Annotated in this window: 22 protein-coding genes, 1 pseudogene and 1 riboswitch; of the genes and pseudogenes, 13 read left to right on the top strand and 10 right to left on the bottom strand. The window is 42.7% G+C overall.

The genetic code is table 11. The features are described from left to right. Window position 1: 1 nt before the first annotated feature. From trpD to aroF, 7 genes and pseudogenes are all read left to right on the top strand, one after another. Window positions 2-994 (top strand): anthranilate phosphoribosyltransferase, encoded by a 993-nt coding sequence (trpD, locus tag NXR94_RS09230; protein WP_258104331.1) that lies wholly within the window; start codon window positions 2-4, stop codon window positions 992-994. 1 nt (window position 995) lies between these two features. Next, a complete protein-coding gene (trpC, locus tag NXR94_RS09225) occupies window positions 996-1,799 on the top strand; it encodes an indole-3-glycerol phosphate synthase TrpC (protein WP_258104330.1) in 804 nt (267 codons plus the stop codon). Window positions 1,800-1,875: 76 nt separating this feature from the next. Next, window positions 1,876-2,270, top strand: a pseudogene (locus NXR94_RS17175) (GxxExxY protein). Between the two features lie 220 nt (window positions 2,271-2,490). After that, window positions 2,491-3,078: a phosphoribosylanthranilate isomerase gene (locus NXR94_RS09215; protein WP_258104329.1), complete on the top strand. Its 588-nt coding sequence runs from the start codon at window positions 2,491-2,493 to the stop codon at window positions 3,076-3,078. Then, window positions 3,075-4,271 (top strand): tryptophan synthase subunit beta, encoded by a 1,197-nt coding sequence (gene trpB / locus NXR94_RS09210; RefSeq protein ID WP_258104328.1) that lies wholly within the window; start codon window positions 3,075-3,077, stop codon window positions 4,269-4,271. The genes NXR94_RS09215 and trpB overlap by 4 nt, the downstream gene beginning before the upstream one ends. A gap of 72 nt (window positions 4,272-4,343) precedes the next feature. Next, window positions 4,344-5,123, top strand: a complete 780-nt coding sequence (gene trpA, locus NXR94_RS09205) for a tryptophan synthase subunit alpha (RefSeq protein ID WP_258104327.1) — start codon at window positions 4,344-4,346, stop codon at window positions 5,121-5,123. After that, window positions 5,120-6,124: a 3-deoxy-7-phosphoheptulonate synthase gene (aroF, locus tag NXR94_RS09200; protein WP_258104326.1), complete on the top strand. Its 1,005-nt coding sequence runs from the start codon at window positions 5,120-5,122 to the stop codon at window positions 6,122-6,124. The genes trpA and aroF overlap by 4 nt, the downstream gene beginning before the upstream one ends. 237 nt (window positions 6,125-6,361) lie before the next feature. Here the strand turns inward: aroF and NXR94_RS09195 are convergent, their stop codons facing one another. After that, the gene (locus tag NXR94_RS09195; protein WP_258104325.1) at window positions 6,362-7,267 is read right to left on the bottom strand and encodes a Ppx/GppA phosphatase family protein; all 906 of its coding nucleotides are present in this window, start codon (window positions 7,265-7,267) and stop codon (window positions 6,362-6,364) included. Between the two features lie 94 nt (window positions 7,268-7,361). Then, a riboswitch (SAM riboswitch) is annotated at window positions 7,362-7,473 on the top strand. 50 nt (window positions 7,474-7,523) lie between these two features. Between NXR94_RS09195 and NXR94_RS09190 the strand changes: the two genes are divergently transcribed. Genes NXR94_RS09190 through metF form a run of 4 tightly spaced genes read left to right on the top strand, consistent with a single transcriptional unit; the run spans window position 7,524 to window position 12,639 of the window. Further along, window positions 7,524-8,528, top strand: coding sequence for a homocysteine S-methyltransferase family protein (locus tag NXR94_RS09190; protein WP_258104324.1), 1,005 nt, complete (start codon window positions 7,524-7,526; stop codon window positions 8,526-8,528). Continuing rightward, window positions 8,518-8,955: a hypothetical protein gene (locus NXR94_RS09185; RefSeq protein WP_258104323.1), complete on the top strand. Its 438-nt coding sequence runs from the start codon at window positions 8,518-8,520 to the stop codon at window positions 8,953-8,955. The genes NXR94_RS09190 and NXR94_RS09185 overlap by 11 nt, the downstream gene beginning before the upstream one ends. Window positions 8,956-9,000: 45 nt before the next feature. Next, a complete protein-coding gene (metH, locus tag NXR94_RS09180) occupies window positions 9,001-11,682 on the top strand; it encodes a methionine synthase (RefSeq protein WP_374988002.1) in 2,682 nt (893 codons plus the stop codon). Further along, complete coding sequence (gene metF / locus NXR94_RS09175; RefSeq protein WP_258104322.1) at window positions 11,683-12,639, top strand: methylenetetrahydrofolate reductase [NAD(P)H]; 957 nt, start codon at window positions 11,683-11,685, stop codon at window positions 12,637-12,639. It begins immediately after the preceding gene. A gap of 31 nt (window positions 12,640-12,670) precedes the next feature. Here metF and NXR94_RS09170 read toward each other — a convergent pair whose 3' ends face one another. From NXR94_RS09170 to NXR94_RS09140, 7 genes are read right to left on the bottom strand one after another with little or no spacing between them, the layout of a single operon-like run. Further along, window positions 12,671-13,600, bottom strand: a complete 930-nt coding sequence (locus tag NXR94_RS09170) for a methylenetetrahydrofolate reductase (RefSeq protein ID WP_258104321.1) — start codon at window positions 13,598-13,600, stop codon at window positions 12,671-12,673. Between the two features lie 6 nt (window positions 13,601-13,606). After that, window positions 13,607-13,870 (bottom strand): MSMEG_0570 family nitrogen starvation response protein, encoded by a 264-nt coding sequence (locus NXR94_RS09165; RefSeq protein WP_258104320.1) that lies wholly within the window; start codon window positions 13,868-13,870, stop codon window positions 13,607-13,609. A gap of 16 nt (window positions 13,871-13,886) precedes the next feature. After that, the gene (locus NXR94_RS09160) at window positions 13,887-14,843 is read right to left on the bottom strand and encodes a sll0787 family AIR synthase-like protein (RefSeq protein WP_258104319.1); all 957 of its coding nucleotides are present in this window, start codon (window positions 14,841-14,843) and stop codon (window positions 13,887-13,889) included. Between the two features lie 9 nt (window positions 14,844-14,852). After that, window positions 14,853-15,437, bottom strand: coding sequence for an MSMEG_0567/Sll0786 family nitrogen starvation N-acetyltransferase (locus tag NXR94_RS09155; protein WP_258104318.1), 585 nt, complete (start codon window positions 15,435-15,437; stop codon window positions 14,853-14,855). Further along, entirely contained in the window at window positions 15,427-16,563 is a 1,137-nt protein-coding gene (locus NXR94_RS09150) for an MSMEG_0568 family radical SAM protein (protein ID WP_258104317.1), read from the bottom strand. The genes NXR94_RS09155 and NXR94_RS09150 overlap by 11 nt, the downstream gene beginning before the upstream one ends. Beyond that, window positions 16,535-17,533 carry a Nit6803 family nitrilase gene (locus tag NXR94_RS09145; protein ID WP_258104316.1) on the bottom strand — a complete coding sequence of 333 codons (999 nt, stop codon included), beginning with the start codon at window positions 17,531-17,533 and terminating at the stop codon, window positions 16,535-16,537. The genes NXR94_RS09150 and NXR94_RS09145 overlap by 29 nt, the downstream gene beginning before the upstream one ends. Window positions 17,534-17,547: 14 nt before the next feature. Next, a complete protein-coding gene (locus tag NXR94_RS09140; RefSeq protein WP_258104315.1) occupies window positions 17,548-18,030 on the bottom strand; it encodes an MSMEG_0572/Sll0783 family nitrogen starvation response protein in 483 nt (160 codons plus the stop codon). 184 nt (window positions 18,031-18,214) lie between these two features. Between NXR94_RS09140 and NXR94_RS09135 the strand changes: the two genes are divergently transcribed. Further along, a complete protein-coding gene (locus NXR94_RS09135; protein ID WP_258104314.1) occupies window positions 18,215-18,979 on the top strand; it encodes a response regulator transcription factor in 765 nt (254 codons plus the stop codon). Window positions 18,980-18,988: 9 nt separating this feature from the next. On the opposite strand, the gene NXR94_RS09130 is transcribed toward NXR94_RS09135, so the two are convergent. Beyond that, on the bottom strand, window positions 18,989-20,245 hold the full coding sequence (locus NXR94_RS09130) for an MSMEG_0569 family flavin-dependent oxidoreductase (RefSeq protein ID WP_258104313.1): 1,257 nt from the start codon (window positions 20,243-20,245) through the stop codon (window positions 18,989-18,991). 169 nt (window positions 20,246-20,414) lie between these two features. Between NXR94_RS09130 and NXR94_RS09125 the strand changes: the two genes are divergently transcribed. After that, complete coding sequence (locus NXR94_RS09125) at window positions 20,415-22,211, top strand: SLC13 family permease (RefSeq protein WP_258104312.1); 1,797 nt, start codon at window positions 20,415-20,417, stop codon at window positions 22,209-22,211. Here the strand turns inward: NXR94_RS09125 and dprA are convergent. Then, the gene (gene dprA, locus NXR94_RS09120) at window positions 22,208-23,308 is read right to left on the bottom strand and encodes a DNA-processing protein DprA (protein ID WP_258104311.1); all 1,101 of its coding nucleotides are present in this window, start codon (window positions 23,306-23,308) and stop codon (window positions 22,208-22,210) included. The genes NXR94_RS09125 and dprA overlap by 4 nt on opposite strands. Window positions 23,309-23,314 lie beyond the last annotated feature (6 nt).

The raw sequence follows: 23,314 nt of genomic DNA, 5'->3' as shown, positions 1-23,314 counted from the left end.
AATGAAGGACGTACTTAATAAGTTATTTAAATACGAATCATTGTCAAAGCAGGAGGCTTTTGAGATCCTGTCAAATTTGGCAACAGGACAATATAACCAGAGCCAAATGGCGGCCTTCCTTACCGTTTACCTAATGCGAAGCATCACGGTGGAGGAATTGGAAGGGTTCAGAGAAGCGATGTTGGAGCTTTGTGTTAAAGTGCCTGTCGAAGATTATAATGCGATCGACCTGTGCGGAACAGGTGGCGATGGAAAAAATACTTTTAATATCTCTACCATTTCCTCTTTTGTGGTGGCCGGCGCTGGTCAGATGGTTGTGAAACACGGGAATTACGGTGTGTCTTCAATTAGTGGATCTTCGAATGTGCTTGAAAGTATGGGGGCGAAGTTTACGAATGATATTGATACCATCAAGAAGAGTTTGGATGACTCAGGAATTTGCTTCCTGCATGCTCCTTTGTTTCACCCTGCTATGAAAAATGTTGGTCCGGTTCGGAGAGAACTGGGCGTCAAGACATTCTTTAATATGCTTGGTCCGATGGTAAATCCGGCATTTCCAAAGAGTCAGTTGGTTGGTGTATTTAGTCTTGAGTTGGCAAGGTTGTACGGGTATCTCTATCAAAATACAGATAAGCATTTTGCCATACTTCATTCACTGGATGGGTACGATGAAGTCTCTTTGACCGGATCGTTCAAGATGATCTCTAATAACAAGGAAGAGGTACTGAGACCTTCGGATATTGGCTTAAAAACATTGAAGGAAGAAGAACTTGCTGGGGGCGAAACAGTGGAAGCTTCAGCCAAAATTTTCCAGAACATTCTGGAAAATAGGGGAACTGAAGCGCAGGTTCAGGCTATCCTGGCAAACTCCGGCTTAGCGATTGCAACTGGAAAGCAAATTAGTATTCAAGATGGTATCAGCCAGGCTAGGGAGTCATTGGAGTCTGGAAAAGCACTGGAGTCGTTCAAAAAATTCATAGCGATTAATTCATAAGATGAGCAATATACTTGATCAGATTGTAGCCGATAAAAGGGTAGAGGTAGAGCAGAACAAGAGCCTTTACCCGGTGAAATTGCTCGAGCAGAGCGTATATTTTGATGGAAAACCCGTGTCGTTGACGCATTACATTCGCAGAGAAGACAAAGTGGGGATACTTGCCGAGTTCAAGAGACAGTCACCTTCAAAAGGAGTGATCAACGGTAATGCAGCCGTTGAAAAAACTACGATTGGTTACATGCAGGCCGGTGCGTCAGGGTTATCGGTACTGACTGATACGAAATATTTTGGAGGTAAAAATGAGGACCTGACCACTGCCAGAAATTTCAACTTTTGTCCAATCCTAAGAAAAGACTTTATCGTTGATGAATATCAAATCATTGAAGCCAAATCTATAGGAGCCGATGTAATCCTTTTGATTGCTGCAGTATTGACACCTGAGGAGATCAAGCGTTTAGGTGCGTTTGCCAAATCTTTTGGAATGGAAATTATTCTGGAAGTGCATGATGAGGATGAGTTGAACCGCTCAATCAATGAACACGTGGACATCCTGGGGGTTAATAATAGAAATTTGAAGACATTCGTGACGGACATCGCTCTTTCAAAAGAGCTGTCGGAGAAAATACCTTCGGACTTTTTGAAGATGTCTGAAAGCGGTATCAGCAATCCTGAAACAGTCGTCGATTTGATGAACTATGGCTATGAAGGTTTTCTGATTGGGGAAAATTTCATGAAGACCACCAGTCCGGAATTGGCTGCAAAGGAATTTATCAAGGATATAAAAGGGTTGATGAAAAACTAGTTATTCACCGCTCAGAGAGCAGAGTGCACAGAGAGATTAAAGCTCAAGAGCTCAGTGTTCTCTGTGGTAGATAAATATGGAAGACATAAGTCAAATTACTAATAGAATAATCGGTGCGGCTATCAAAGTGCATACAGAATTGGGACCAGGTCTTTTGGAGTCTGTTTATCAGGAATGTTTGTTCTATGAGTTGAAAGAGGAGGCCATTTTGTTGAAAAGGAAAAAAGTATGCCGGTGATTTATGATAATGTGAAGCTGGACTGTGGTTATCGAGTTGATTTGATGGTTAAAAATAAAGTTATTGTTGAGTTAAAGGCAATAAAAGCCGTTGAAGACATTCATATCGCTCAACTACTGACTTATCTGAAATTAGCGAATTGCAAGATTGGGTTGCTAATTAACTTTAATGTTTTTAGAGTAAAGGAAGGGCTTACACGGCTGATTAATAAATATTATGTCCCGAATAAATAACCGCAAAGAGCACAGGGTTCACAGAGCTGTAAAAGCTCAAGAGCACAGAGTTCTCTGAGTTTCTCTGTGGTCAAAAAATATGAAGGACATATTAATAATATTATGTACCGAATAAATAACCACGGATGGCATAGAGTTAACAGAGAAATTGAAATTCAATAACTCGTCATTCTTTGAGTATCTCAGTGGTTTTAATATTATGAAACTGAAAGTGTGTGGTATGAAAGAACCGGAGAATATCCGGGGATTGGTGACTCAGCAACCTGACTTTATTGGGTTCATCTTTTATCCGAAGTCACCGCGATATGTCGGGGATGAGCTTGATACGTCTGGGGTTCCGGCGGATGTCAAAAAAGTGGGTGTCTTTGTAAACGAGCCGATTGAATCGATGCTTGAAAAAGTTAGCAGATATAAACTGGATTTCGTGCAATTGCATGGTGGAGAATCCGTGGAAGTAGTTAGGGCATTGAAGTCCAAAAATGTTGGAGTAATTAAGGTGCTTAGCGTGCAGGATGCGATGCCTATAGATGATATTAAGGAATTTGAACCGTATGTCGACTTTTTTCTTTTTGATACGAAGACTCCAGATTTCGGAGGAAGCGGTGAAAAATTTGACTGGACGATATTGAAACAATACGAATCTAATGTTCCTTTCTTTTTAAGTGGAGGCGTGGATTTGGAAGATATTAAAACGATTGAAAGTCTCGGTATAGAAAAGCTTTTCGCCATTGATGTGAATAGCAGATTCGAAGTGTCGCCGGGCCTTAAGGATATTGAAAGAATTAAAGCTTTAAAAGAAGTATTATGACGGATACATCATCCAAATATTTGGTAGACGAGAGAGGCTATTTTGGGAAGTTTGGTGGGGCCTACATTCCCGAGATGCTATACCCGAATGTGGAGGAACTGAGAGAAAATTATCTCAAGATCATCAATGAACATGGCTTTAAAGAGCGATTTGATCAGCTGTTGAAGGATTATGTGGGTCGGCCAACTCCATTATACCACGCGGCTCGACTTTCCGAGAAATATGGAGCGAAAATCTATCTTAAGCGTGAGGATCTCTGCCATACAGGCGCACACAAAGTCAATAATACGATCGGACAGATTCTGGTAGCCGAGGCACTTGGTAAGAAGAAGATCATAGCGGAGACGGGAGCGGGTCAACATGGTGTGGCAACGGCCACGGTTTGTGCGTTAATGGGACTTGAGTGTATAGTTTACATGGGCGAAGTAGACATGGCCAGACAAAAGCCTAATGTTGAACGGATGAAAATCCTTGGGGCAGAAGTACGTCCTGCAACATCTGGTAGTAAAACCTTAAAGGATGCCACCAATGAGGCCATGAGGCACTGGATCAATAACCCGGCGGATACCCATTATATTATTGGTTCTGTGGTAGGACCTCATCCTTACCCGGACATGGTTGCAAGATTTCAATCTGTGATCAGTGAAGAGATTAAGCATCAGTTGCTGGAGAAAGAAGGTAAATCGGATCCGGATTATGTGTTTGCCTGCGTAGGTGGTGGTAGTAATGCAGCCGGGGCTTATTATCATTTTCTGGGTCATGAAAATGTGAAGTTGATCGCAACTGAAGCGGCTGGACTTGGAAATCATTCAGGTAAATCTGCAGCGACAACTGCTCTTGGTAGAGAGGGGGTTTTGCATGGTAGCAGAACGATTTTGATGCAAACTGATGATGGCCAGGTGGTGGAGCCATATTCGATTTCAGCCGGATTGGATTATCCTGGGATCGGGCCTTTTCATGCCCACCTTTTCGATAGCGGAAGGGCTCTGTTTGAAAGTATTACTGATGAGCAGGCTATGACCGCAGGCGTGTTGTTGAGCAAGCTGGAAGGAATTATTCCGGCCGTTGAATCATCTCACGCCCTGGCTGCGCTTGAAAATTTCCAATTCAAATCAGATGATATAGTAGTAGTCAATCTCTCAGGTAGAGGGGACAAAGATTTAGAGACTTACATCAAGTGGGGTAAATACTGAAAAGGGATAGGTTGTCAAGGTTGAAGTGCTTCTGAATTATAGGCACCTCAGCAAATTCAAAAAGTTCAAATAATGAAAAACAGAATAGATCAGGCATTTCAAGATAAGAAGAGGGACCTTCTCAATGTATACTTTACTGCAGGTTACCCTGCATTGGAAGATACGATGAGGGTTGCTGTTGCTCTGGAGGAAGGTGGTGCAGATGTTTTGGAAATAGGGCTCCCATTTTCCGATCCTGTGGCTGACGGACCAACCATTCAGGCAAGCTCAACTCAGGCGCTTGAAAATGGAATGACCCTGGTAAAACTCTTCGATCAGCTCAAAGATTTGAGAAGTAGAGTATCCATTCCGGTACTTATGATGGGGTATATCAATCCGGTTCTGCAATATGGGATCGAAAGATTTTGTGCTAAATGTGAGGAGGTAGGTGTTGATGGTTTGATCCTTCCTGATCTCCCGATGTATGAGTATGAGGAATTGTATCAGCCGCTTTTTGAGAAGCATGGACTGTACAATGTCTTTTTGGTAACCCCTCAGACTTCGGATAATCGAATTAAGAAAATCGACGAGTTGTCAAATGGGTTTATTTACATGGTGGCTGCATCCAGCATTACCGGTGCAAAAAGTGATATATCAGCAACACAAGTAGAATATTTTAATCGGGTAAATGCCATGGGTCTCAAGAATCCAAGGATGATTGGTTTCGGGATATCGAACTATGCTACCTTTAGTAAGGCTTGTGAATACGCAGATGGAGCAATTGTCGGAAGTGCTTTTATCAAGCAGCTCTCTCAAGATGCTTCTGATCAAGCGATTAAGTTATTTGTGAAATCAATCAAGAATCCATCATGATCATTCAGTTGAGTCCGGATATTACGTCAGATCAGAAAAGGCAACTTTTCGATCAGGTTACCTCTCTCAAGTACAAGACCAATGAGGTAGTGACCCAATTTGGGACTTATCTCGTGGGAATAGGGAAGAAGAAGTTTGATGTGCGTTCCATCGGGCATTTGCCCGGTATTCTGGATATCCATATAGTCTCTGATGACTTTAAGTTAGTTTCCAGTAAATGGAAAACGGAGCAGACGGTCATTGATCTGGGCGATGGTGTGAAGATTGGTGGGGGACATTTTGCGATGATGGCCGGGCCTTGTAGTATAGAAGGTGAAGAAAACATCTACAAGACCATTGAGCATCTAAAGGCCAATGGATTGCAAATTATGCGCGGCGGCGTTTTCAAACCGAGAAGCTCCCCGTACTCATTTAGAGGGATGGGGATTGATGGTCTGAAGATGTGGTATAAGGCGGCTAAAGAACACGGGATTAAGATTGTGACGGAAGTAATGCAGGTTTCTCAAATAGAAGAGATGCATGACTATGTTGATGTTTTTCAGGTAGGGGCGAGAAATACTCAGAACTTCAATTTACTTGACGAGTTGGGAAGAATTGACAAGGCAGTTATGATCAAAAGAGGGATTTCGGGGACCATTGACGAACTGATGTACAGCGCTGAATATGTTTTCTCTGGTGGAAATGAAAGAATATTGCTCTGTGAGCGAGGTATCAGGACTTACGAGCGTGCCTCAAGGAATACATTTGATATCAACGCTATTCCAATATTAAAAGAGAAGACTCATTTACCTGTAATTGCAGATCCATCTCATGGGATTGGTCTGAGAGATCATGTTAGTGCCGTGGCATTAGCCTCTGCAGTTGCCGGAGCCGATGGGATCATATTCGAGATCCATGAGAAACCTGATCAGGCATTGTCTGATGGCCAGCAAACATTGGATTTTGCTCAGTCTTCTAGACTAATCCATAAGGTTAATAAGCTCAAGGAAGTACTGGGGTGACGGCACTCAAAATGAATGAGCTGTTTATACCGCCAAAAAGGCTAGTAAAAAACAACAGATAGCAATCAATTTTATAATTATAGCAGTCATGGTGAATAGTCGGTTTGGACTATAGAAACATGAACTCAAGGGATGGTTGGAACCAGTTGAAAAAAAAGTGAATTATTTTTCTTTAGCTGGTTGAATTAGAGGGTTAACTCTATAATTATTCTTCCTTTACTACTGATAATCAGTTTATTAGGAGTTTTTAACCCAAACCCTACCTTTTGTTGGGAAGTATTTATTGTATAGGTAATAATTTATACCATCCTTCAACCCAATATCCGGAACAATAACAGATTTGGCATGTGCGGCTTGCATCACTCCAATGTAAATATCAGAAGCAGGGATAATAACATCCGCACGGTCAGGGTTCAGTTGCAGACGAACCATTCTGTCTTCGAGCGTCATGTTTTTAAGATAATCCTGAACCTTCATCAAGGTATTCAAAGACATCTTTCTTTTGCTTTTCACCTGGGACAGTTCGTATAGCTTGTTGATGTTTCCACCTGTACCGATCGCAGTGATTTTACCCTTGTAATCCTTTATTTGATCAGCGACCCATTTATTCATGGCCTTCCAGACTGCTGGGGAGTCGTGATGTTCCAACCGTCTTACCGATCCTAGTTTAAAGGACTTTGAAAGGATTTTCTGCTGGTTTTGATAAAAGTTCAGCTCTGTACTACCACCACCTACATCAATGTGGATATAGGTTTGCTCGTCAAGATTGAGGCTGATAACATCGTTGATCATCTCAGCCTCCTTCTGTCCAGAAATAATATGAAGTTTTAGTCCTATCTCGTCTTGTACACGCTGAACAATGCTTTTGCCATTTTTGGATTCGCGCATGGCCGAGGTGGCACATCCATAATAATGCTTGATCTCGTACAGATCTATCATGTTTTTGTAGGCCTGCATCAGCTTCATGAAAGCTTCCTCTTTTTCAGGGCTGATCTTTCCGATAGTGAAAACATCGTGGCCTAAACGCATTGGAAAGCGAATGTACTCTAATTTTTTGAAGGTAATCTGGTGCTCGAATTCTAATACTTTGGTGATCTGTAACCTGATGGCATTCGAGCCAATGTCTATTGCTGCAAATTTCACGAGCGTAAATCTATCATTTTATGGAAACTTCCCTAATGATTTATTGTTCCTGATAAGTGAATAACTAAAATAGTAATAGGTATATTTGCCGCCACATTTATCGAGAAAGACCGAGGGATTGGGCCCTATGACGTCTTGGCAACCTGTCCTCAGATGGATTTCGGTGCTAACTCCCACTCAAACCAGGGTTTGAGAAGAGATAAGTGATTCCCTTCAAAGGTGACTTTCTCCATAACTGTGCTAAATAACTAGAAGAATGAGCAAGCTGAAAGAAATTGCTAAGCAGAGAATTCTTGTACTTGATGGAGCCATGGGAACTATGATTCAGCGGTACAAACTGGAGGAGGAAGATTTCAGAAATGAAGCGCTGAAGGATCACCCAAAGCCACTGAAGGGAAATAATGACCTTTTGGCTCTGACGAGACCTGACGTCCTTTCGGAAATCCATGCCGCCTACTTTGAGGCGGGAGCGGATATTGCAGAAACGAATACTTTCAGCAGTACTACCATTGCCCAGGCAGATTATGGCCTTGAATCTTATGTTTATCAGCTCAATTATGAGTCAGCACGAATTGCTCGAGAGGTAGCTGATAAGTTTACAGCTGATAATCCTGATAAGCCAAGGTTTGTGGCAGGCTCTATCGGTCCTACCAACCGAACTGCTTCGATCTCACCGGATGTTAACGACCCGGGATATAGGGCGGTGACATTTGAAGATTTGAAGACGGCATATTATGAACAAGCAAAAGCGCTATTAGATGGCGGGGTTGATGCTTTTCTAGTGGAGACAGTTTTTGATACACTCAATGCCAAAGCAGCTTTGGTTGCTATTGATGACCTTAACACCGAAAGAAATGTAAATGTCCCGGTTATGGTTTCCGGAACCATCACCGATGCATCCGGAAGAACACTTTCGGGACAAACTACAGAGGCCTTTTTGATTTCTATTTCGCATATGGATCTTCTTAGCGTTGGTTTAAACTGCGCATTGGGAGCCAGCGAACTAAGGCCTTATTTGCAGGTATTAAGTGAAAGATGTGATTTTATGGTCAGCGCACACCCAAATGCCGGTTTGCCAAATGAGTTTGGGGAATACGATCAATCTCCGGAAGAAATGGGAGAGCAGATCAAGGAATTTATGGAACAGGGATGGCTGAACATTGTGGGTGGCTGTTGTGGAACGACTCCAGATCATATCCATGAAATAGCCAGGTTAGCCAATCAGTTTCAACCCAGAATCAAAGAAGCTTATGTTGATTAAGAAATACGATACAATAGATAGCTCTATTCTAAAGGCCTTACCTAATCCTACCAGTGAGGCTTATGAGATTAAAATTAAGATTCCGGAATTCACTTTCCTTGGTGTAAAAGAGCAGCCTGATTTCGCGAACGTTTATCTGACGTTTTATCCTCAGGATAAGATTATTGAATTGAAGTCGCTTAAACAGTATGTTTTCCAATTGAGGGATATCGTTGTTTCATATGAAAGATTGATCAATATCTTTTATGATCATATGATGAAAGTTTATGAACCTGATAGGTTGAGAATGGTCATGAACTGTAATCCACGGGGTGGAATTAGTTCTAAGCTCACCATTGACTCTGATTGGTCTGCTCGCGGTGGACAGGAGAAATACAGAGATTGGGTAAATGGAGGTGCTGATGACAATTGGCAGGTATTGATGTAAATAGGTTGCCATTAAACCCTTTTATTAAGAGAACTTAACCAAAGTATGAATATACCTCCTTTAAAGCTTTCGGGACTCGAACCGCTGGTAGTTACAGCCGAAACAAACTTCATCAACATTGGTGAGCGAACCAATGTGACGGGGTCTGCCCGTTTTGCAAGGCTCATCCGTGAAGAAAAATATGAGGAGGCCCTGGAAGTAGCATTGGACCAGGTGCGCGGGGGTGCACAGATCCTGGATGTGAATATGGATGAGGGGATGCTTGACGGTAAGGCTGCAATGGTCAAATTCCTTAATTTGATAGCTTCAGAGCCTGAGATAGCCAGGATTCCCGTGATGATCGACTCATCAAAATGGGAAATCATAGAAGCCGGACTTCAATGTGTGCAGGGTAAGGGTGTGGTTAACTCCATTTCTCTTAAAGAAGGAGAGGAAAAATTCCTCGAACAAGCCAGAAAGCTGAAACAATATGGTGCCGCAACTGTCGTAATGGCTTTTGATGAGAAAGGTCAGGCAGATACTTACCAGCGTAGAATTGATATCTGTAAGCGGAGCTATGATCTGTTGGTCGATGTGGTGAAATTTCCTCGTCAGGATATCATTTTTGACCCGAATATTTTCCCGGTGGCTACCGGTATTGATGAGCATAACAACTATGCCGTTGATTTCTTTAATGCTACCAAATGGATTAAAGAAAACCTACCTGGTGCGAAGGTTAGTGGGGGAGTGAGTAATGTCTCTTTCTCATTTAGAGGTAATAATGTAGTACGGGAGGCGATGCATTCAGCTTTCTTATATCACGGTATCAAACATGGTATGGATATGGGGATTGTGAATGCCGGGATGATCGAGGTATACGATGAAATACCGAAAGATCTTCTTGAGCATGTAGAGGATGTACTTCTTAACCGTCGAGATGATGCCACAGAGCGTATGCTGGCTTTTGCTGAAAAAGTTAAGGGAGACGGTAAGGTCAAAGTAGTCGATAATAGCTGGAGAGAGGCTTCAGTGGAAGAGCGATTAAAGCATGCCCTTGTGAAGGGCGTTGTGGATTTCATTGAAGAAGATACCGAGGAGGCACGCCAGCAATATGATAAGCCACTTCATGTAATTGAAGGTCCACTGATGGATGGTATGAATGTGGTGGGTGACCTTTTTGGAGCCGGCAAAATGTTCTTGCCCCAGGTGGTGAAGAGTGCACGGGTAATGAAAAAATCCGTGGCTTACCTGATTCCATATTTGGAAGAAGAAAAGAAACGATCAGGGGATACCAAGCAGAGCAAGGGTAAAATCCTTATGGCCACTGTGAAGGGAGATGTGCATGACATTGGGAAGAATATAGTAGGTGTCGTACTCGGCTGCAATAATTATGACATTGTAGACATGGGCGTAATGGTGCCCGCCGAGAAAATATTGGATGAGGCAGTTAAGGAGGACGTAGACATCATTGGGTTGAGTGGGCTGATTACCCCTTCCCTGGATGAAATGGTTCATGTGGCAGAAGAAATGGAGCGTCGGAAAATGGACCTGCCTCTTTTGATTGGTGGTGCTACAACTTCACGGATTCATACAGCAGTAAAAATTGCGCCAAAATATAGTGGTTCGGTAATCCATGTGTTGGATGCCTCCAAGAGTGTAGGTGTGGCTACTAAATTGATGAGTGAATCAAAGCACGAACTTATTGAGCAGGTAAAACAGGAATACGCTGAGTTAAAGGTGGGGCATGAAAATCGACAGGATGAAAAAGCACATGTAACCTTTGCTCAGGCAAAAGCTAATAGAACCAAAATAACGTGGGAAGGTTACCAACCTCCAAAACCAAATTTCCTAGGCGTAAAGACTTTTGATTCAATTCCATTGGCTGATATTCGACCATATATAGACTGGACGCCATTTTTTAGTACCTGGATGCTAAAGGGTAAATATCCTGCCATTTTCGAAAACCCTACAGTGGGTAAAGAGGCGAAGAAGCTTTATGATGAGGCTAACGAGATGTTGGATGATGTGATCGCTAAATCTTCACTTACGGCAAAAGCGGTGGTAGGTATTTTTCCTGCTATCGCCGATGGAGAAGATGTGAAGATTTTCAGAGATGATTCCAGAGGGGAACTACTAGATACGCTTCATTTTTTGCGTCAACAGGGTAAAAAGGGAAAGGATATACCCAATATTTCACTTGCTGATTTCATTGCACCAGAGGCGTCAGGTTTGAAGGATTACATAGGAGGATTTGCTGTTTCAGCGGGGTTTGGGACCAAGGAACTTGCGGATAAGTTTGAGACAGACCACGATGACTATAATTCAATTATGATCAAAGCCGTGGCCGATCGTCTGGCAGAAGCCCTTGCCGAAATGATGCATGAGAAAGTGAGAAGGGAACTGTGGGGTTATGCATCGGGAGAGGCGCTTGAGAATGAAGAGTTGATAAAGGAAAGGTATCAGGGAATCCGACCGGCACCGGGATATCCGGCCTGTCCGGATCATACTGAAAAGGAGATTCTTTTCAGGATGCTTGATGCTCAAAATAATACAGGAATTGAGTTGACAGAGAGTTATGCAATGTTCCCTGCGGCTTCAGTCAGTGGTTTTTATTTTTCTCACCCTGAGTCAAAATACTTTGGGCTGGGAAAAGTTTATGAGGATCAAATTGATGACTATACCCAAAGAAAGGGTATGGATAAAAATGTAGTAGAACAGTGGTTAGCACCTAATTTAGGTTATAAATAAATGAAAGTAGTAGAGCATATTGAGGCGGCAAAAGGAAATACCCTTTTTTCGCTTGAGATCATCCCACCAAAGAAAGGGGATAGTATTGATGGCCTTTTTGCACACATAGATCCTTTAATGGAGTTTAAGCCTCCATTTATCGATGTTACTTATCATCGAGAAGAGTTTGTCTATAAGGATAGAGGCAATGGACTACTAGAAAAGAAAACCATTCGCAAGCGACCCGGAACTGTTGGGATATGTGCTGCAATCAAAAACCGGTATGATGTAGATCCGGTACCTCATATTATCTGCGGTGGTTTTTCAAAAGAAGAAACAGAGAACGCACTCATAGACCTCCATTTTTTGGGGATAGATAATGTGCTAGCGTTACGCGGAGATGCAATTAGTACTGAGAAATCATTTAAACCGGAACCTGAAGGCAACGCTTTTGCTATCGAATTAGTTAATCAGGTTTCTGAAATGAATCAGGGACATTACCTGGATGATGAACTGCAAAATGCAGTACCTACTAATTTCTGTATTGGTGTTGCTGGTTATCCCGAGAAACATTTTGAAGCGCCCAATCTTAAATCGGATCTTAATTTCCTAAAGCAAAAGGTGGAGAATGGCGCCGAATATATTGTAACACAGCTTTTCTTCGATAATCAGAAATACTTTGAGTTTGTAGATAAATGTCGTGCGGCTGGAATTACTGTGCCAATTATTCCGGGCTTAAAGCCAATTACGGTTAAGAATCACATGAATATTATTCCTAGTATTTTTCACATCGATATCCCGGATGAGCTTCATGACGCAGTTGAAAATTGTAAGGACAATTCGCAGGTTAAGGAAGTGGGTGTTGAGTGGGGTATCAAGCAAGCAAAAGAGCTAATGGATGCTGGTGTGCCTGTGCTTCATTTTTATAGCATGGGAAAGTCGGATTCTGTCTATAGAATTGCTAAGGAGCTGTTTTAGAAGTTCAATCGAATTGAGGTTTAATCTTTCCTCAGTATAAGTGAACACCGCCTAGTCCACTGGCCTCGATAATGCGGGGCACCCAGGCTTCTGCGCCTATGGACCGGATGTGTAGGCCAGAAATGCCTTCAATTCTAGAGATCTCGCGGATGAGTTCAAGCGTGATTTGAAGGCTTTCGCTTTCTGTATCGTTCATTTGAAGTCTACGCCGAACCACATGAGGGATTTCTAACCCAGGGATTTCTGTGAGTGCATTAAGCCTTTCAAGTCCGTTAAAGGGGAATACGGCACCCAGAAAGCGGGCTTTGTGGTGCAATCCCCTCTCTCTTACTTTGCTCATCCATGAGTGTAAGGGTTCAACTTCAAAAACAGCCTGTACCTGAACATAGCTAGCTCCAGCATCAATTTTTTCCTCTAACCGGTCAAGGTTTTGTTCCATGTGAGAGGCTGAACATGGGAATTCGACCACACCGATGTTGAAACGAGGAGGTGGAGAAATGACTTCTCCGTTAAACAGTTCACCTGATTTGGTTAGTCTGGAGATTTTACGGACCGCTTCTAGACTATCCAGGTCATGTACATCCACCGCCTCGGCATCTGAGCCAATACTACAAGGGTAGCCCCCAAGGATGATAAGGTTTTCCATTCCCATAGCAGCAAGACCCAGCAAATCTCCCTGAATGGCAATTCTGTTTTTATGCCTTAAAGCAAACTGAAGAACAGGCTCCATTCCAGCGAGCTTGCACTGCTGACCCGCAATGAGGTTGGTGAGTCTGGCCTTGGATAAGAGATGGTCGTTGATTTGGACAATATCCACATACTCGTTGACGATCTCTGCTTTGTTCATGAAATCAGTAAGATCATAATGCCTGGGAGGGGTTAACTCAGCCGAAAGGATAAATCGGTTATCTTCCAATAACTGTCCAAAAGGTAGTTTTCCCGTATGTGTGTTTTGTCTCATTTTCGATTAACTAAAACCAATGATTTCCACCGTGTCATCTGGACGGTAGGCTTTAAGTAGATTTTTTACTGATAATAGTTCTGCTTCTGCAGAACTACATGCATATCCGTAAACTTCGGTAACTCGCGAACTGGCAGCTTCTAACGCTTTTGAGATTTTGTTATCAAACTCTTTTACAGGCATCTTTTCGCTACTTCTAAAAAATTCCCTGATAATGGAAGAAGGAGAGTAGATGTCGTTCCTTCGGCCATCTGGCCACTGTATTTGCATGTATACAACAGGCATTTTATGCGTAGGTTTTCAGTTTTGACTGATCAATCGACTCTGTTGTAATTCCAGAAGAGTCAGTGATTTTCCCGATGGTCTTGCAGGTGATTTTGTGCCTGGAAAAAATGCTACTGATCGCACTTGAATTCTCGGGTGAACAGGTAAAGATATATCCGTAACTGGGGAAGCTTAATAACCATTTTTTTAAATCGGAATTTTCAGGTTTAGGTACGGATTGAATATCTATAGTCGCTCCTACTTTGGATGTTCGGCATAACATGTCGAGTGTTCCAATGACTCCCCCCATGCTGATGTCCTTGGCACATTTTGAGAGCCCCTCATTGGCGATCAGCCGGGGCAGTTGTATGATCTCCTGTAGTTTTTCCGGGCTGCTTGTGGTGGATGCATTCCAAAATGGGTAATCTTCAAAATAATCACCATCCAAATCCACGGCCATCATAATATTTTCGCCTCCCTGTGCCCCAAAACTTGTGAGGAGGTTCTTTGCTTGTCCGATAATAGAAACGGCGAGTTGGGTGTTTTCCGAGCGATAGCAGGTATGCCCTCCTACGATGGGTACTCCATAGGCCTCAGAGGCACATACCATACCTTCCCATAAATCTTTAGCAGATTCTCTGCTTTGGGTCCATAATACATCTGTCACAGCTATTGGAAGACCGCCCATGGAGCATATATCGCTGATATTCACCATGATAGCAGAATAGCCGGCAAACCATGGATGCGAACGGGTGAACTGGTGGATAATTCCTTCTGAGGCGAATAGCAAATAACCACCTTGGCCGTCTTTAATAGCGGCACAATCATCACCCAACTGAATTTGTTCTGAAGATCCAGTAAGAAAATTAAAATGAGAGACCTCGTCACCAAGAGAGGCATAGGTTTGGCCTATGTCCACCTTGTCATGGACATTGCTGTTTGCGTACAATTCACGTAAAAGGGTTTCTTCACTTGTCATTTTTTCGCTTTAAGCCGATTTTAAATCTCTTGGTGTAGAATGTACTTCCTGAAAATAATTCAAGGATGCCTCCATCACGGCATGTTGAATGCCATTTTTATTGATAGTACCAATGGTTTTCCAATGCATTCTTTCAAAAAACCGGACATTTTGTGGTTGTACATGAGCTAGAAATTGGCGACAGCCCAATGCTGTGGCGGTACTTACTGCCTTGTAAATCAAAGCACCTCCCACGGCAAGCGTGAAAGGATGAATGGTTTTATTGTCTGGGAAAAGGTTCAATGTTTGAAACCGGCTTAAGGACCTGAACTCTTTGTCCACCGCCAGTCGACCTCCAAACCAAATCCCGGGCTCTCGTTGGTAGATCCGAACTGCACCAACCACCCGGTCTTCCATTCCCATACAATAGCAAGAGGCTATGATGGGTATGGCAGTTGTATCAAAAAGATCTTTATCGGTACCTACAAAAAGTCTTTGTTCTTCACAAAATACATTTTTTCTCAACTCCCAATAGGACCTTCTTTGCCATAGTTGTTCCGCAAAATCAAATTTTAAATAGCGGCTTGGGTGTTTTTTATATGGCTCAAGCAGCATAGGCCTTATCAGTTTTTTTAAACTTTTGTTCCACGGCCTTCAAGGTAGAGCATGCGCCACATTTGGCACAACCTGCCTTCAGGGTGTCGGAGGTCATTTCGGCCTCTACCAGCATTCGCCCTACTGGAGTCAACAAACTTTCCATAAATGATTGATCGGGAGGTGAAGCATTGGCTAAAGGAGTTCCTCCGATCGGTACAAAGGGAACAACGAAAGGATATACACCCATATTGATCAGTTTTCGACTCATTTCTAGAATAGCCTCCCGGCTATCTCCAAGCCCAGCCAAAATGTAGGTGCTTACATTGCCTTTACCAAACACCTTTACTGCCGCTTTGAAAGCCTCCAGATAATAGGCGACATTGACCTCCGCCTTGCCAGGCATGATCATTTGCCTGACATGTTCTTCCACTGCTTCCAGATGCATACCTATGGCATCAGCACCTGCATCTTTTAATTTTTGGAACCATGCAAAATCATTAGGAGGCTCGCATTGAACCTGTATATTAATGTTGGCTACCTCTTTAATTGCCATGACACTTTCAAATAATATTTTGGCTCCCCGGTCAGGGGTGGATGGGGTGCCGGTAGTGATGATCATCTGATCGATTTTGTCTTTTTCTATCGCTATGCGTGCTACCTCAGCTAAATGATGCGGCTTCTTATAGGCTATGGTCCTGTCAGCCTTCAATGATTCACCAATGGCACAGAATTGACAGGAAGTGGCTTTGTCATAGTAGCGTACACAGTTTTGTAAGACCGTGGTGGCAAGTACGTTATGACTATGGAGTTGAGCGATTTTCCACATAGGAATCCCGTCTGAAGTAATGTGTTTGTAAAAATTGGGCTGTTTGGGAAAACTGATCGTAGTGATTTTTTCGTCTCCTTTATAAAGGTTGGCCACCCCTAGTTCATTTGGACTGTCAACCCAATAAGGCGAAGCCGAGGAAACGGAGTTGTGTACAGGTACCATAATCGTGTTTCCATCGATAAACACAGCTTTGTGGTCAGTAGGACCGGCTCCACCTTTGCGACTGGCAGAACCGTAAATATCCTGCATGCGCATGCCATAGGTTTGTAGTTCGACCTGAACACGTTCAGAGGAGAGAGTTTTCGATTGGATCATGTTTCAATTCTTCTTTTTTGGAAACCTCAGTTTCCGGTGAAATAATCTGTACAGGCCTATGAGCGGCAGTATTGAGTTGAACCGAAAGTAGCTCCGGTCTGGCATAATGACCCACCGAATCCATCATACGTTTTCTTTTTTCAATGAGCTGCATATCCAGGTCTGCGTAAAGGATGCCTTCCCCTTCAGTTATTGGTTCAGCCAGATGCTTGCCCTCAGGCGAAATGATGGCGGTCATGCAACCTGATGTCAATGCTTTTTGCATTTTAGGGTCGTCGGTAATGCTTTTGATTTGATCGTCATAAAGCCATCCGGTGGAGTTAATTACAAAACATCCTGACTCCAGCGCATGATGACGAATAGTTACCTCTATTTGATCAGCGAAAATGGGCCCTACCATGGAGCCCGGAAACTGGGCACAGTGGATTTCTTCATGATCAGCCATTAATGCGTAGCGTGCCAGGGGGTTGTAATGTTCCCAACATGCCAATGCTCCGATACGGCCTATTTCAGTATCAACAGCTTTAAGACCACTGCCGTCTCCCATGCCCCAAATCATGCGCTCATGAAAAGTAGGTGTAATCTTTCTTCTTTTGAGAACCAGCTCCCCGGTCGTATCAAAAATCAGTTGTCCATTGTAAATAGATCCATGATCTCTTTCATTCACTCCTATTACCACCACGGTGTTATATTCTGCCGCATATTGCCCGATTTTTTCGGTAACGGGTCCAGGTACCGTTACAGCCTGATCATACAATTTGAGGTGATCTTTTCCCGAAGCTACCGGAGCCTTCACAAAGGAGAAGTACGGGTAGTTGGGGATAATTGTCTCTGGGAAAACGATGATTTGAGCGCCATTGGCCCCTGCTTCGGCTATCGCATCACACACCTTTTGGGTGGTGGCTTCACGGTCGTCCAAAACAGGAGCTATCTGTACGGCAGCTGCTTTAATGATTCTTTTTGATGACATCCTAAAAGATCACTTTACAATGTCCAGGTATCAAGAATAAAGGCATTTTCCTTTCTGTGTATGAGCACAATATCCAAAACATCCAATGGATTGATAGGTGTAATACCGGGAAGTAGGGAGGCTTCTCCATGTCCATATAGAGCTTGTAAAGCAAAACGACATGCGTACACTTTTCCTCCTTCATCCATGAATTTTGTTAAACGCGCAGCGAAATTCTGATGACCTGGAAAAGCTTCATCTCCCAGGGTTGGGAAACCGCGCTGAAGACCAAGCGTAACTCCTGGTCCGTACAATAGGATGGAAGTTTCAAAACCTTTTCTTTGAAGACGTGTAGCGGACAATATGTTCACTAAACCTATAGAGCCTTCAAATGCAACAGTATGAAAGGTAACGAGGGCTTTTTCACCGGGCTCAGCTTTTACATCCTCAAAAACCTTCTCTTCGTAATCCACAAAAAAATCCCCGTCCTTGTGCATTGGGTACGTAACTTTTGGCATACTTCTTTAATGTTTTAGTAATGAATTTTTTTATAAAAATAGAAGTATGCTTGCTGCGGTTCAATCACCTTTTCAGGTGATTTTGTTGTGATAGAATTAATAAATTGGTTTTTTGGTTTAATTATTTGTACTTAATTTATTCTTTTATTGATAATTTCATCAATAAAGCTCTTATCTGATTAAGATGGCGAAAGAAAGAGATCAGGCGGTGTATCAATTTCGGGATTTTCTGAAAAGCCTGCGTGATCAGTATGTAGATTATCAAACAATCTACGAGAAGCAAATCACGGATCATCTCAACAATTCAAAGCTTTGGAGAAACCAGTTTCTTTATATTCACCATATAAAGACCGGACGGTTTTACCATAAGGGTTTTGATCATGCGCTTGGCTATGACATGTCAGGTCTTACCGCAGATTTTCTTGTTCGGATCATTCATCCATCCGACCTAAGCATGTATTTTAAGATATCAAAAGCTCTATTATCATTTGTCATGGGAAATACGAAGGATTTGGTGCCGTTTGATTCATCTTTTAACATTAACTATCGGGTGCGGAAATCTGATGGTGATTACATTTCTATCCTGAGGCAAAGCACTCCGTTTATTAAGAACCATCGCAATGAAGTCGAGGCATATATTTCCTTATGTACTGACATTAGTGATTTGGTTGATCACCATAGTGTGAAGTGGCATATCTATGGCCCCAAGAACGAAACTTTTGATTATTACTTAAGGCAACAATCCTCAGAGGATGAGGAATTATTTAGTGAAAGGGAACTGGATGTGTTGAAGCTACTGGCGGCCAGTCTTTCAAGTGTGGAAATCGCAGATAAGCTTTTTATCAGCATTAATACGGTAAACACTCATCGAAAGAATCTAATGAAAAAGGCCAATGTTAATAAAACCATTGACCTTATTCTGTTTGCGAGAGATAAAGGTTATCTCTAAGACTAATTATCAACCAAGAATTTTTTCTTTTATTTTACTTCTGATCATCTGGGATAGATACTCGGCGTCTTTTGCTATACCAGAAAACCGCCCTGAACCCCAGGTGTACATCCAAGCCAGCCCAAGAAAATAGAGGCCTTCTTCACTGGTAATTCCTCGGTCATAAATGGGGTAACCGGACTTGTCAAAGACGGGAAGTTTTACCCAGCTATAATCAAAGCCATATCCAATACTCCAGATGACTGTCTTTATATCGGTTTTTGATAGATCGAGAGATGTTATCTCCTCAGAGGGCTCCCATACTTTTGCATAAGGAAGTTCAACGGGCGCTTCAATTTCGTTTATCTCAATATACTGATCTATTCTTTGTTTGATACGTTCTGCAGATTCGTCGGCACGATCGAGGTTTTCTTTCAGATTCGGTGCAAATACCAACGATTCTTCCTGGACGTCTTCCAGTTTGCCATAAAGCACCATGCCTTCCAGAGCGAATTCTCTCAAGTCTATTTCTTTCCCCCCGTCTCTTCCAGTTACATAGTGATTTGTTTTTTTTCTTACCGCAAGCCCTTCCGGGTGTTTCGTAATAGGAATATCGTAATGCTTCATCATGTCAAGCCATTCTACCACATCCTTGCCTCGGTAATTCCTGGCGGTTCTAGGAGCGTTTCCCACACATAGGTGTACTTTTTTACCTGCTAAGTGCAAATCCTCTGCAATTTGAGCTCCTGATTGTCCGGTACCGACGACCATAACATCACCTTTAGGGAGAGCTTCAGGGTTTTTATAATCGGAGGAATGAATTTGTAGGATGTCGTGAGGAAATTTCCGTGAAATTCCCGGTAGGCTTGCAAATTGAAAATTGCCAGCTGCAATTACAATCTGATCACATGTGAATGTGCCCTCTGATGTACTTACTTGATAGCATGACTCCTCATTTTTTATTACTTCGGTAACAGTGACACCTTCATGGATTGGCGGGTTGAAATGCGCTGCATAGGCTTCTATGAAGCGCACAATTTCATCTTTTGTCATAAACCCTTTTGGATCCTTTCCATGGTATTCCCGCTCATACGAAAAGCCGGGAAGGTTGCATTGCCAGTTTGGTGTGACTAAACAAAAAGCGTCCCATCTTTTTTCTCTCCAGGCATAACCAATTCGATTTTTTTCAAATATGATATGATCGATTCCTTCTTGTTTGAGGCAATAACTAATAGATAGACCTGCTTGACCTCCACCGACTATGATAACACTGTAATGTTCTTTCATGTTGTAAAATTCTCCTTTAGGCCTTAGCCAATCAATCACCCGAAAAGGTGATTTTGGAATCGAACAGGTTTTGCTCTTTCTTAGATAAGGTTTTTTGGAATCAATAAATTTTAAGGTACCTCAATCATCTTAATAAATTATCCGCATTTTTGCTCACCTAAGAATTAGCATGGGAATAGAAGCGATCATCGTACTTGGAATAATTGTCGTAGCTGTGGTGTTATTTGCCACGGAGTGGATGTCCATTGATCTGGTTTCCATGTTGATGATGCTTTCTTTAGTGGTCACGGGTATCATTTCTCCTGAAGAAGGTCTTGATGGTTTTAGTAACTCAGCCACTATCACAGTGGCGTTCATGTTTGTGTTGAGTTATGCTTTGCTTAAAACTGGTGCGTTACAGCGCATTGGTCCTGTACTTAGCAATGTTTTCAAAAGAAACTTCAATTTGGGATTGTTGTTAATGATCCTTTGCATCGGATTATCATCAGCATTTATTAATAATACTCCTATCGTGGCCATGTTCATCCCTGTAATGGTCAGCGTAGGGAATATGTCTGGAATCAGTCCGTCCAGGCTTCTTATTCCGCTTTCTTATGCTTCCATATTTGGAGGAACGTGCACACTCATTGGCACATCGACTAACGTACTGGTAAGCGGTATTGCGGAGAGTAATGGGCTTCATGAGTTCTCCATGTTTTACTCGGCTCCTATTGGCTTAGTTTTTCTGGTAGTAGGAGCTATTTACATCTTTTTAGTAGGTAAAAGGCTGTTGCCTGATAGGGCTAAGTCAGCCAGACTTACTGATCAATTCGAGATCAGGAACTACATCACAGAGATTGAAATTTTGGAGGGTTCGGAGTTTATCGGTCAAAGGATAATGGACTCTTTAATAGCCAAAGAAATGGAGCTTGACGTGATTGATGTCAGGAGAGGTAAGTCATCCTTCGCCTTACCTACAGGGGATTTTGAGCTTGAGGAAGGGGACGTGATGAAGGTTCGCTGCAACGTTGAGAAGATCAAGGAGCTCAAGGATCGCCTTAAGGTAGGGGTAAACGGGTCTTCAGTAAAAATTGGTGAGAGCGAACTGCAAGAGGGAAATACAACCATTCTGGAACTAGTGGTTACGACTCATTCTGAATTTGTAGGAAAGAGCCTGCGAGAGATGGATTTTAGGAGGAGGTTTAGAGCCGTTCCGTTGGCAATTCTACACCGTGAAGAAGTATTGCATAACAACCTTCATGAGGTTGAGTTAAAGGCTGGGGATGTCGTTTTGATTGAGATTAAGACCCATCGTGTAGATAGCCTTAAGAAAATGGAAATGAGCCAGAGCAGCCCATTCATAATTTTGTCTGAGCAAGGTATCATCGATTTTGACAGAACGCGTTTCGGAATTGTGATATCCATTGTGGCAGCAGTAGTTGGTTTGGCTGCATTCAAGGTGCTTCCAATTGCCATTTCAGCAGCACTTGGAGCGTTTACGCTAGTGATTTCAGGTACCCTCAGCATGAGAGAACTTTACCGTTCTATTGAGTGGAGAATTATTTTCTTGCTGGCTGGAGCACTCAGTTTGGGAGTGGCCATGAACAACAGTGGATTAGCTGCTATATTATCGGATACCTTGATTGGAAGTTTGGGTGTTTGGGGCCCGGTGGCAGTACTGTCGGGTTTATATATACTAACCTCATTGTTAACAGAAATAATGTCTAACAATGCCACCGCAGCTTTGATCGCCCCGATAGCCATTGCCACGGCAGACAAGATGGATGTCGAACCCTATCCATTTTTGATAGCGGTGATGTTGGCTGCCTCCGCTTCGTTCATGACCCCGATTGGCTATCAAACAAATACGATGGTTTATACAGCTGGTCAATATCGCTTTGGGGATTTCTTTAAAGTAGGTGTCTGGCTGAACCTGATTTTCTGGGCGATTGCTACTTTCCTGATCCCATTGATATACCCGTTTTAGCAGAGTTCGTATTTCTTTCCCGGACGGCTTTTGATAATTCCCTGAAACTCCAGGGAGAGAAGTAAGGAGGCTAACTCGTTAATGGTGATCTGTGTTTTCCATGCCAACTCATCTATAGGTAGGCTTTGACTTTCCTGCAGTAGCTCACAAATTTTTCTTTCGCTGTCAGGAAGCGAATCGTAGTTTGGTGCTTTAGGTTGAGTTCCGCCTAACTCCGCATCCCAGTTGAGGTAATAGACCAGATCTTCCGGTCCCGTATAGATACAAGCCTTTTGATTTCTGATGAGGTAATTACATCCTGCTGAGTATTTGTTGTTCAGGTCCCCGGGGACTGCAAAAACAGGTTTGTTGTAGGAATCCGCAATGTTGGCAGTAATTAATGCACCCCCTTTTGCGGCGGCTTCTACTACGATTACCGCATCACTAAGTCCCGCAATGATCCGGTTTCTTGCGGGGAAATAATGAGCCTCGGCTTTGGTGCCCGGAGGGTTTTCAGAGATGAGGAGGCCGTTCTCCATGATTTCATTGGCTACGGATTGATGAACCGTAGGATAGATCTTATCCAAACCACCAGCCAATACTGCGATATTTGAAACACCATGAGCTAATCCGGTCCGGTGGGCGTGGATGTCAATGCCATAAGCCAGGCCACTGATGATAGTCGCTTTAAGTTCAGAACAGCTTTGGGTAATGGATTCTGTAACCTCCTTGCCATAATGAGTGGCGTTTCTTGTACCCACAATGGCCAGGTATCTTTTATCATAATTACCAAGAACAGCATTGCCTTTCAGATATAGGATCGAAGGTGCATCTGCGATAGATTTTAGTCGTTCAGGATAAGCACTTTGCGTATAATGAAGTATTTGGATATCCTTCTCTTTACATTGCTCTAGGATAGCTTCTGCGTCTTTAAGTGGGTCAGCGAGCTGAATGGAAATGGCGGTTTTTTCACCTATCCCTGGTATTTTAAGTAGCAACGATTTTTTGGATTTGAATACTTCATGCGCAGAACCGCTATAACTGATTAAGTTTTTGATAGTAACGTCCCCAATCCCCGGTACCCTGGTTAAGGCTACCTGATACAGCTTTTCTTCCATTTACAG

This window comes from Marinoscillum sp. MHG1-6, from assembly GCF_024714475.1.
Classification (GTDB): domain Bacteria; phylum Bacteroidota; class Bacteroidia; order Cytophagales; family Cyclobacteriaceae; genus JAMZMI01.
This window is presented reverse-complemented; position numbering and strand designations above follow the sequence as displayed.

Coding starts and splice junctions, on each gene's coding strand:
- NXR94_RS09190 (WP_258104324.1), top strand. CDS start 7,524: ATGAGCAAGCTGAAAGAAATTGCTAAGCAGAGAATTCTTGTACTTGAT.
- NXR94_RS09160 (WP_258104319.1), bottom strand. CDS start 14,843: ATGACAAGTGAAGAAACCCTTTTACGTGAATTGTACGCAAACAGCAAT.
- NXR94_RS09165 (WP_258104320.1), bottom strand. CDS start 13,870: ATGCAAATACAGTGGCCAGATGGCCGAAGGAACGACATCTACTCTCCT.
- metF (WP_258104322.1), top strand. CDS start 11,683: ATGAAAGTAGTAGAGCATATTGAGGCGGCAAAAGGAAATACCCTTTTT.
- NXR94_RS09130 (WP_258104313.1), bottom strand. CDS start 20,245: ATGAAAGAACATTACAGTGTTATCATAGTCGGTGGAGGTCAAGCAGGT.
- NXR94_RS09125 (WP_258104312.1), top strand. CDS start 20,415: ATGGGAATAGAAGCGATCATCGTACTTGGAATAATTGTCGTAGCTGTG.
- NXR94_RS09140 (WP_258104315.1), bottom strand. CDS start 18,030: ATGCCAAAAGTTACGTACCCAATGCACAAGGACGGGGATTTTTTTGTG.
- trpA (WP_258104327.1), top strand. CDS start 4,344: ATGAAAAACAGAATAGATCAGGCATTTCAAGATAAGAAGAGGGACCTT.
- aroF (WP_258104326.1), top strand. CDS start 5,120: ATGATCATTCAGTTGAGTCCGGATATTACGTCAGATCAGAAAAGGCAA.
- metH (WP_374988002.1), top strand. CDS start 9,001: ATGAATATACCTCCTTTAAAGCTTTCGGGACTCGAACCGCTGGTAGTT.
- NXR94_RS09185 (WP_258104323.1), top strand. CDS start 8,518: ATGTTGATTAAGAAATACGATACAATAGATAGCTCTATTCTAAAGGCC.
- NXR94_RS09170 (WP_258104321.1), bottom strand. CDS start 13,600: ATGAGACAAAACACACATACGGGAAAACTACCTTTTGGACAGTTATTG.
- NXR94_RS09215 (WP_258104329.1), top strand. CDS start 2,491: ATGAAAGAACCGGAGAATATCCGGGGATTGGTGACTCAGCAACCTGAC.
- dprA (WP_258104311.1), bottom strand. CDS start 23,308: ATGGAAGAAAAGCTGTATCAGGTAGCCTTAACCAGGGTACCGGGGATT.
- trpC (WP_258104330.1), top strand. CDS start 996: ATGAGCAATATACTTGATCAGATTGTAGCCGATAAAAGGGTAGAGGTA.
- trpB (WP_258104328.1), top strand. CDS start 3,075: ATGACGGATACATCATCCAAATATTTGGTAGACGAGAGAGGCTATTTT.
- trpD (WP_258104331.1), top strand. CDS start 2: ATGAAGGACGTACTTAATAAGTTATTTAAATACGAATCATTGTCAAAG.
- NXR94_RS09155 (WP_258104318.1), bottom strand. CDS start 15,437: ATGCTGCTTGAGCCATATAAAAAACACCCAAGCCGCTATTTAAAATTT.
- NXR94_RS09150 (WP_258104317.1), bottom strand. CDS start 16,563: ATGATCCAATCGAAAACTCTCTCCTCTGAACGTGTTCAGGTCGAACTA.
- NXR94_RS09135 (WP_258104314.1), top strand. CDS start 18,215: ATGGCGAAAGAAAGAGATCAGGCGGTGTATCAATTTCGGGATTTTCTG.
- NXR94_RS09145 (WP_258104316.1), bottom strand. CDS start 17,533: ATGTCATCAAAAAGAATCATTAAAGCAGCTGCCGTACAGATAGCTCCT.